The following is a 6,526-nucleotide window of genomic DNA, read 5'->3' on the forward strand; positions in this document are numbered from 1 at the left end:
ACCCCACACAGAGACCACACGTCGGCCACTGTCACTGGAGTACTAGGAGTCGAAATGAAATAACTTGCGCGTTTCGAACCCTCCACAGGCCTGTGACCTGCGATGATGCTCTCGATCACGTATTTGTTACTTCATTACGTCCCCTAGGGCGTGGAAGTATGAACCGCCCCAAGATTCGTCCGCAGCGATTTCTGGCCATGCGTAACCTTTGTCGCGTCGCTGGTAGCCTGATCCAAGTAGCTGGCCGCTGGAGATGTTGACCATGCCGACTTACATGGCTTACTGACTACAGTAGACAAACTCAACATGATACCGCCCCCCACAGGGCGTGCGTTTCTTTTTTCTTATATTTCCGAGACGCAAGGCGATGAATTTGATTCAGACCGACAGGTGGGCGTTCATGGCTCGGGCCTTCTCGGCAAGCTCAGGCAGTTCCGCGACAGTGACGCCGGCTTGGGTGAGGAGTTCGTAGCCTTGGCAGTCAGCGACGAAGAGGCTGGGTTCGCGCCAGGCGATGACCACCCGTGGGATTTTTGCTTCCAGGATGAGCTGGGTGCAGGTGCGTGGCCGGGACTTACGCTGCGAGCAGGGTTCGAGGGTGCTGTAGATCGTCGCGGTGGCGAGCCGCGGGTCGTCGGGGGCGATCTTCACGAGGGCGGATTCCTCAGCGTGCACCGCGTCGTCGACCTCACGGGAGAAACCGAAGGCGATCTCCTCGTTGTTCTCGTCGACGATGACAGCGCCGACCGAGTAAGCGCCGGTGGCGGGCGGGCAGCGGTGGGCGAATTCGATGGCCCGGGTCATCCAACGGTGGTCGTCGAGCTGGGGCATGGAGCAACTCGTCCTTCCCTGGGGCCAGTCCCTGGTGGAGGCGGACCGGATGGCCGGTGGCGGGATGGTAGTCAGACGGTGATGGCCGTGGGGACCTGGTCCATCCCCTGGCGGAACTCGCGTACCTGGGGGACAGTCTGCCATCCGGCGACGGCGTCACGCAGTGACCGCAGACTGGTCATGATGCGTCCGGAGTGCGTGCTGGCGCCGACCGTGAGTGCGTCGAGACCGAGTATCGCGGCTTGCTCGGGTTCGCGTGCTCCTGCGTGCGCGAGGGCTTCGCGGGCGAGGTAGACACCGCGGTCGCGGTGGAACGCGGAGGGGAGACCGTCGATCGCGGTCCGGAATCCGGTGGCTGCGGCCGGATAGTCACCGAGGGCGGCCAACAAGGCGTAGAGGAGGCGGGGGCCATCTCCCCACCGGCCAGGGCTGGGGCCGGTGACGGGGCGGCATCCAATGAAAAGCCCCCCGGCTGTAGCAGGGGGGCGAGCGCAGACCTACACCGCCCAAGAGGGGACGGTTCAGACTGTCTTTCGGTCATATCCCATCGATCGGGGACGGTGGCGGCTATCGGCTTTTGTAGATGTCGTGAGTCCCAATCCGCAACCAGCGCACATGAGAGCCGTCCCGGCCTGGGACGGGGTCCCCGTACTCCCACAGCGCCCGGCCGTCCTTCGCCCAGCGCAGCTCGAACACGCCCGGCTCCGAGCGGAAGCCCTTCACCCCGAGGCTCGGGTGGAACTGGCCCGGCTCCAAGCCCTCGCGGAACAGCACGACCGCGCGGCGGAACGCTCGCCGCTGCTCGGGAGTCAGCCGCGCGTACTCCGCCACGAAGCGGGCCACCTGCTCGTACGCGGGCACGCCGTCACGATAGTGCGTCGATCATTCCGAGCTCACGGGAGGTACGCGGCTCATCAGCTTGCCTTCGGGTGCTCCTCGACGGCCAACTGGTCCAGCTCGTCCAGAAGGGCATCGAACGCAGCGTCGGACAGGCAGAAGACGGTGCGACCCGCCTCGACATCCTCGTGGGCCTCGTCGATCGCGCGCTTGGTGTCGGGGTCGGGTTCATCAACCCACTCGTGGGGCTCAGGGTAGGGCTGCGCCGTCGCGTCCATGGCCAGCCTCCGCATCGGTGCGCATCGTGTCGACCCAACCTTAGCTTCGTCCCTGATGGCTTGCGGCGGCAGCCTGGGCGAGCCTCAGGGCTGACGGACCCAAGCTGACACGGCCGATGTGCCTGCGGCTTGTTGGCACGCGAAGGCTGGGCGCGGCAGCATCCGTTCACATCAGCCATCGGAGTGGTGCCCGCTGCGCGGCAGGAGTCGCGCCCCACGTTGACCGTCTCGTGGCCCCTCATTCAAACCCGAGGATGGGACGTCTGCCTGATCACCACACCGGCGGCCGTGGCATTCATCAACATACCAGCACTTGAAGAACAGACCGGTCATCCTGTGAAGAGCGTCTACCGCCAGCCAGGCGAGTCACGATCGAACTCGTTCCCCCAGGCAGACACGATCATCGTCGCCCCGGCGACCTACAATACGATCAACAAATGGGCTGCCGGTACCAGCGACAACTACGCCCTTGGTGTCCTGGCCGAGGTATTCGGATTGGGTATCCCGGTCATCGTCCTGCCGTTCGTCAACTCGGCTCTGGCCGCGCACTTCGCCTTCCAGCGCAGCGTCACTGAGCTGAGGAAGGCCGGAGCCCACATCCTCATGGGACCGGGGGCCTGGCAGCCGCACGAGCCCCACACCGGCGGCCAGCACTTGGACACGTTTCCGTGGGGACTCGCACTCGACGAAGCGGATTATAGGACCGCGGGGAGCTGACCGTCCTGGACCAGTCCCAATGCCACTGACGCTATTTGGATCTTGGCTGGCGCCGGGGTGTCGGTTCCGGTAGTTCTGCCTGGTTAGCAGCATGATCAGGGGTGTGGCGGACACTGGGGCGGTGGCGGCCGGCCGGCTGACGGACTGGGTCTCGCTGGGGGTCCTGACGTCGTTCGTGCCGCGTGACGCGGTCGACGAGGCGATCGAAGCGACCGGAAAGGGCGCCAGGCGCAGCGACGCGACGATCCCGCCGCACGTGGTGGCCTACTTCGTGATGGCGTTGGCGCTGTTCGCGGACGACGACTACGAGGCGGTCGCACGCCGGCTGGCCGGGACGCTCGACGACTTCGACGTCACCTCGCCGAAGTGGGAACCGACGACGGGCGGGCTGACCAGGGCCCGCCAGCGGCTCGGCCCGGCGCCGCTGGCGGAACTGTTCTGCCAGGTCGCGGCGCCGGTCGCGGACCTGGACACCCTCGGGGCGTTCCTCGGGGCGTGGCGGCTGATGAGCATCGATGGGCTGGAGTAGGACGCGCCCGCGTCCAAGGAGAACATCGCCGCGTTCGGCCTGCCAGCAGGCCGTGACGACGCGCCGGGGGCGCTGCCGAAGGTCCGCGCGGTGACCGTGTCCGAGTGCGCCTCGCACGCGGTGGTCCTCGCCGAACTCGGCCCGGCTGGCGGAACGAAGGCCGCCAGCGAGCAGGCCCTCGCCCGAAGCCTCTACCCACGGCTGGAGTCCGACTGGCTGCTGCTCGCCGACCGGAACTTCTCCTCCTGGGGGAGGACTGGCGCACGGCCGCGGACACCGGTGCGGCGCTGCTGTGGCGGGTCAAGGCCACCCTGCGCCTGCCCCCGCTGAAGGCGCTACCCGACGGTTCCTACCTGACCGTCCTGATCAACCCGAAGATCACCGGGAAGGCGCGTGACGCGCTGCTCACCGCCGCCCGCGCCGGCACGCCGCTGGACCCGGTGAAGGCCCGCTACGCCCGCCTCGTCGAGTACGACGTCCCCGACCGGAAAGACGACGGGAAACACGAGATCATCGCCCTGATCACCACCATCCTCGACCCACGGGAGGCGACGGCGACCGCCCTGGCCGGGGGTTATCACCACAGATGGGAACAGGAAACCGGCAACGACCAGCTCAAGACCTACCTGCGCGGCCCCGGCAGGGTCCTGCGCTCCAAGCACCCCGACACCGTCTACCAGGAGATCTGGGGCTACCTGCTCACCCACCACGCGATCGCCACCCTGACCTGCCAGGCCGCGACCGCCGCCGGGATCGACCCCGACCGGATCAAGTTCAAACGCACCGTAAGGATCATCCGCGACCGGGTCGTCACCGACCCGACTTTTCCCCCTGACCACCATCACCGCACCATGCGGCTACTCGCCGCCGACATCACCCAGCCGGACACGCTCAACACCCGCCGCGAACGTACCTACCCCCGCGTGGTCCGCCGTGCCCGGCACAACCAGTACCCCGTCAAGAAACCCGGCCAGTGCGGCACCCACCACGACGCTCCACCCCACGATCAGGCTCGCTAAGGGGACGTAATGAAGTAACGAATACGTGATCGAGAGCATCATCGCAGGTCACAGGCCTGTGGAGGGTTCGAAACGCGCAAGTTATTTCATTTCGACTCCTAACCCGCTGAACCCCCCAGCTCGCCGCTTGATCGACTTAGCGTCAGTGGCATTGCGGCGGGGCCGCGTCACCAGTGCGCGAGTGTTTCAATCCCTCGAAGGGGCGATGAGATTGTGAGTCCAGGCTCGTCCGCCGGGGGCCTCTGCTGAGGGTCTCCCCTCCTACCGAGGATGCGAGCCGCGGCTTTCGCATGCGCCCGGCCATTCTACGGCCACATCATAGGTGAATGCGCTATGGAGTCGAAATGAAATAACTTGCGCGTTTCGAACCCTCCACAGGCCTGTGACCTGCGATGATGCTCTCGATCACGTATTTGTTACTTCATTACGTCCCCTAAGTCTGCTGCGGAACGTGTCATGTTGGGAGAGCGTCTCCGTCTCCGAAACCGATCTCACGCCCGCCTACTCCGTGTGTGCGCCGACCTCCAAGACCCACAAGAGCCGTGCTTAGTCAGGGGGATCGGGTAGTGCACGACATCGTCACGAAAGGACCCTCCCGTGTTTCCGTCTCATCGCCCCAACGTCGCTTTTGCAGGGTTGACTGCTGCCGGCAAGACGACGCACGCCCGCCGGCTGGCGACGGAGCTGGGCTATGAGTACGTGTCGGCGACCGAGGTGATGCTAGAGATCTTAGGGATCGATGCGCCAGCGGAGGGGGTCTGGTTCGACAGGTTCGACCAGATCCGCACCGCCCGGCAGGGGGACGCGGCCGACATCGAGCTGGATCGGCGGCTGGAGAAGCTGGCGGCCGACCGTCAGGGCACCGTCTTCGATGCCTGGGCGCTCGCATGGCTGGCACCCGACCCGGTGGTACGGGTGTGGATCGAGTCCGACCTTGAGTCCCGCGCCCGCAAATGCCAGGTCTCCCAGGTACGCACCGCCCTGTCGCTGCACGACTGCCGCGAGCACGTCCAGGCCAAGGATTCCGACACCCGAGCCGGCTTTCTCCGCCGCCACCACTTCGACCTGTTCACCGACCGCCATCGCTATGACCTGGTGGTCTGCAACACCAACTTGATACCGATAGCCGACCGCGCCTGCGCGGACGCCGGGATCGTAGCGTTCACCCCGGTCGTGCGCGAGGCGGTGACCGCGCTCCTCGACAAGCGTCCACCGGGCGAACTTGCCACCCTGGCCGACCGCTATCCGGCGGAAATCCTGCGGATCGGGGCCGCGGGCCCCAGCACGGTTTCACGGGACTAGACGCCCAGGAAACCCCACGGCTGGAAGTCGTCACCCCCATTTCCCCACTGCTACACACCGGAGGTCACACTGTGCGTGTCGTGCTGCTCTACCCCGAGGTCTACGACATGGCCCGATTCCGGGAACGCCGCCGGGAGTTCCCTCCGTTCGGGGCTCTCTACCTGGCTGCCGTGATCGAGGACGCCGGCCACGACGTCGCCGTCATCCAGGTCCGGCCCGACCATCTGAGCCTGGACCTCACTGGCTACGACGCGGTCGGGTTCAGCCTCGCATCTTCCGCGACCTACGGATTCATGAAGGAAGCCCGCGAGCACAGCCAGATCGACCCCAGCGCGCTGGTGATGGTCGGCGGCGTGCACAGCAACTTCTACCCCGACGAATCGCTGCGCGACTTCCGTGCGGACGTGGTCTGCGAAGGCGAGTCGGAGGAGACGATCCTCGATGTGCTGGACCGGGCTGCCGCGGGCCAGCCCTTCACCGGCGTCGCCGGCACCCACTGGATCGAGGACGGGCGGGTCCGGACCGAGCCACCGCGCCGGCTGATGAGGGACATCGACCGGCTACCGCTGCCCGCCCGGCATCTGCTGCCCGTCGGGGACTTCGTGCTGGAAGACCGGCTAGCCGGCCGAGACATCCGCATGGCGCACGTGATGTTCAGCCGCGGATGCCCCTTCCCGTGCTCGTTCTGCGCGGCCGGGCAGACCCGCATCCAGTACCGCTCCGGGGCCAGCGCCCGCACCGAGTTGAACCAGCTCATCGACCGGTACGGCGTGCAGGGCTTCGCGATCGTCGACGACAACTTCATCGTCAACAAGCAGAAGGTCGGTGACATCTGCGATGCGGTCGGTGACCTCGACCTGTCCTGGTCGGCGCTGTCCCGCGTCGACACCATCGACGCGCCGTTACTGAAGAAGATGGCGACCTCGGGCTGCATCGAGATCAAATATGGAGTCGAGTCCGGGAGCGAGCAGCTCCTACGGGCGATACGCAAGAACACCACCCGCGAGCAGATC

General features: G+C 66.1%; 9 protein-coding genes. 5 read left to right on the top strand and 4 right to left on the bottom strand.

From position 1 onward, the window contains the following. Positions 1-378: 378 nt before the first annotated feature. The 4 genes from AC08OQ_RS16615 to AC08OQ_RS16630 form a co-directional block, all read right to left on the bottom strand. A complete protein-coding gene (locus tag AC08OQ_RS16615) occupies positions 379-831 on the bottom strand; it encodes a dCMP deaminase (protein WP_476602138.1) in 453 nt (150 codons plus the stop codon). Between the two features lie 71 nt (positions 832-902). Then, positions 903-1,217 (bottom strand): hypothetical protein, encoded by a 315-nt coding sequence (locus tag AC08OQ_RS16620; protein ID WP_476605807.1) that lies wholly within the window; start codon positions 1,215-1,217, stop codon positions 903-905. Positions 1,218-1,398: 181 nt separating this feature from the next. Beyond that, positions 1,399-1,692: a hypothetical protein gene (locus tag AC08OQ_RS16625; RefSeq protein WP_462188077.1), complete on the bottom strand. Its 294-nt coding sequence runs from the start codon at positions 1,690-1,692 to the stop codon at positions 1,399-1,401. Between the two features lie 53 nt (positions 1,693-1,745). Continuing rightward, positions 1,746-1,946 carry a hypothetical protein gene (locus AC08OQ_RS16630; RefSeq protein WP_006543091.1) on the bottom strand — a complete coding sequence of 67 codons (201 nt, stop codon included), beginning with the start codon at positions 1,944-1,946 and terminating at the stop codon, positions 1,746-1,748. A gap of 288 nt (positions 1,947-2,234) precedes the next feature. Here AC08OQ_RS16630 and AC08OQ_RS16635 point away from each other — a divergent pair, with 288 nt between their 5' ends. From AC08OQ_RS16635 to AC08OQ_RS16655, 5 genes are all read left to right on the top strand, one after another. Beyond that, on the top strand, positions 2,235-2,663 hold the full coding sequence (locus AC08OQ_RS16635) for a flavoprotein (RefSeq protein WP_476602140.1): 429 nt from the start codon (positions 2,235-2,237) through the stop codon (positions 2,661-2,663). Between the two features lie 103 nt (positions 2,664-2,766). Then, on the top strand, positions 2,767-3,192 hold the full coding sequence (locus AC08OQ_RS16640) for a transposase domain-containing protein (protein ID WP_462188075.1): 426 nt from the start codon (positions 2,767-2,769) through the stop codon (positions 3,190-3,192). A 104-nt stretch (positions 3,193-3,296) separates the two neighbouring features. After that, a complete protein-coding gene (locus AC08OQ_RS16645) occupies positions 3,297-4,211 on the top strand; it encodes a transposase (RefSeq protein WP_476605806.1) in 915 nt (304 codons plus the stop codon). Positions 4,212-4,808: 597 nt separating this feature from the next. Further along, on the top strand, positions 4,809-5,513 hold the full coding sequence (locus tag AC08OQ_RS16650) for a cytidylate kinase-like family protein (RefSeq protein ID WP_476612179.1): 705 nt from the start codon (positions 4,809-4,811) through the stop codon (positions 5,511-5,513). Between the two features lie 71 nt (positions 5,514-5,584). Further along, a partial coding sequence (locus AC08OQ_RS16655; RefSeq protein WP_476612180.1) for a B12-binding domain-containing radical SAM protein occupies positions 5,585-6,526 on the top strand: 942 nt, incomplete at its 3' end.

The organism is Frankia sp. CcCS3 (genome assembly GCF_977927575.1).